The organism is uncultured Cardiobacterium sp., assembly GCF_938028185.1.
Lineage (GTDB): Bacteria > Pseudomonadota > Gammaproteobacteria > Cardiobacteriales > Cardiobacteriaceae > Cardiobacterium.
Genome location: NZ_CALJAH010000220.1, coordinates 1 through 2,489 on the forward strand (window position 1 = coordinate 1; position 2,489 = coordinate 2,489).

Here is a 2,489-nt window from a genome sequence, read left to right on the forward strand (position 1 = left end):
CCCGCGCCCCCAACCGAAACCGTCGCCCAACCAAGCGCCGAACCCGCGCAACCCGCGCCCCCAACCGAAACCGTCGCCCAACCAAGCGCCGAACCCGCGCAACCCGCGCCCCCAACCGAAACCGTCGCCCAACCAAGCGCCGAACCCGCGCAACCCGAAACCACCGTCCAACCAAGCAACGAATCCGTACAAACCGCGTCCCAAAGCGAAACCATCCCCCAACCAAGCGCTGAACCCGCACAAACCGCATCCCAACCTGAACCCACACCACCCCCACACCAAAAAGAAATCACCCTGCAACCCGGCGACGACCTGCAAGCCGCACTTGATGCCGCCCAGCCCGGCGACCACATCACTCTCGCCCCCGGCACCTGGCAGGGCAACTACACCATCAACATCCCCATCACCTTGAGCGGCAGCCCAAACGGCGACACCATCCTCGACGGCGGCGGCAAAGGCAAAGTGCTGCACCTCAAGGCGCCGGATAGCACCATCGAACACCTCACCGTACGCCATTCCGGCAACAGCCAGTTCGACATGGATTCCGGCATCTTCGCCGACCGCAAGGCGGCGCGCGCCCACATCCACCACAACCGCGCCGAAAACAACCTCTTCGGCCTCTACATCTGGGGGCCGGAAAACGCGCTGGTCGAACACAACATCGTCATCGGCCAAAACGAAGGCCGGGTCAACGACCGGGGCAACGCCATCCAAATCTGGAAAAGCCCGCACACCATCATCCGCGACAACACCCTAAGCGGCGGCCGCGACGGCATCTACGTCACCAACAGCAAATACAACCTGTTCGAGAACAACACCATGCGCAATATGCGCTTCGGCGTGCACTATATGTACACCGAAGACAGCGAAGTCGCGCACAACCACACCGAAAACCTGGAGTCCGCCTACGTCATCATGTTCTCCAACCGCATCACCGTGCGCGACAACAGCGGGCAGGACAGCCGCGAACACGGGCTAATGCTGAACGCGGTCAACGACGCCAAAATCCACGGCAACCGCATCGAGCGCGCCAACAAATGCGTCTTCCTCTACAACGCCAACCGCAACGCCTTCCACGACAACCACTTTGAAAACTGCACCCTCGGCATCCACAGCACCGCCGGCTCCACCGACAACCAGAACTACCGCAACAGCTTCATCGACAACCAGACGCAGGTAATGTACGTCGGCACGCGCTACCACGAATGGTCGCACGACGGCCAGGGCAACTACTGGAGCGACAACAGCGCCTTTGACTTAAACGGCGACGGCATCGCCGACCTGCCCTATCGCCCGAACAACATCCTCGACCAGGTACTGTGGCGCGCGCCGAACGCCAAAATCCTCATCAACAGCCCGGCGGCACAACTGCTCAAATACGCGCAACAACAATTCCCCGCCATCCACCCCGGCGGCGTGGTGGACAGCCATCCGCTGATGAATCCGCCGCAAAACCCATAAAAAAAGCCCGCAACCGCGGGCTTTCCCATTTATTCACTGCGCTGCGGCAACCAGCGCCGGTATCGCGGCGCCAGGCGAAACAGCGAGGCGACCAGCAGCCCGGTTGCCAGACCAGCCGCGTGAACCCAGTCCGCCATCCCCGGAACCAGGCCGACAAAACCGGCGAGCATGAAGGCAATGCAAGCGTAGAACAACTGCGTTTGCACCATCGCGCGGTATTCCGGCACATCAAAACCGCGCAGCCAAACATAGCCTACCAGTGCAAAACAGACCCCGGAAAGACCGCCATAATGACTGCCATAAAAAAAGCCGCCGATAACATTGCCAACAAGCGCTGACAACAAAAACAGCAGAATAAGGCGCAACGAACCCTCATGCCATTCAATCAGCCCGCCGAGCATCAGCCACCACAGGCAGTTAAACAGGATATGAGTAAAAATTGAGCCGAATGCCTTGAAATGAAGAAACGCCGGGGTGATGGTGCGCCACCACTGACCGGCAGAGATGTCCGCCGTTGACCAACGCATCCAGTCGGTAAGGCGGTTTGAGCCGAACCAGGTAGCAAGCGTCACCACGACACACGCCCCCAAAATCAGCCACGTTACCCACCCGGCGCGCATCCATACCGGCGAGGGGTCATAAGAACGGTATCTGTCCACAGTGATTATCCAGACTCGGGCTATATATTTTTCATAAAAACAACGAGGCGCTATGCTATCAGATTCAGCATTTTGGCGTATCCAAAATGATACAGGGCGTGAAAAAACGTTCCCTGCAAAATACACGCAGCGTATGTTGCGAGAAGTCGCTGGAGCGGGCATCGTTGGTGAGGATGGCTATACGATGCGGGTCGGCTACGTCGCCACACATCCTACAAACAATGTCGAAACGCCAACCGAACAGCCCCTTCTTCGCAGAGCAAAGCCCGTAGGGGCAGTTAGGGCGTGTTTACAATTCGGCGGATCAGCCCCTTTCCCTCTGGGACTGGGACAGCTCGCGCAGCGAGAGAGGGGTTGGGGTGAGGGCAG

The 2,489-nt window shown here is 59.2% G+C and carries 2 protein-coding genes; one reads left to right on the plus strand and one right to left on the minus strand.

Going from position 1 to position 2,489, the window contains the following annotated elements:
• The coding region (gene nosD, locus Q0349_RS06420; RefSeq protein WP_366916286.1) for a nitrous oxide reductase family maturation protein NosD at positions 1 to 1,461 on the plus strand (1,461 nt) is incomplete at its 5' end.
• Between the two features lie 29 nt (positions 1,462 to 1,490).
• Here the strand turns inward: nosD and Q0349_RS06425 are convergent.
• Positions 1,491 to 2,246, minus strand: a complete 756-nt coding sequence (locus Q0349_RS06425; RefSeq protein ID WP_298080049.1) for a rhomboid family intramembrane serine protease — start codon at positions 2,244 to 2,246, stop codon at positions 1,491 to 1,493.
• Positions 2,247 to 2,489: the final 243 nt, after the last annotated feature.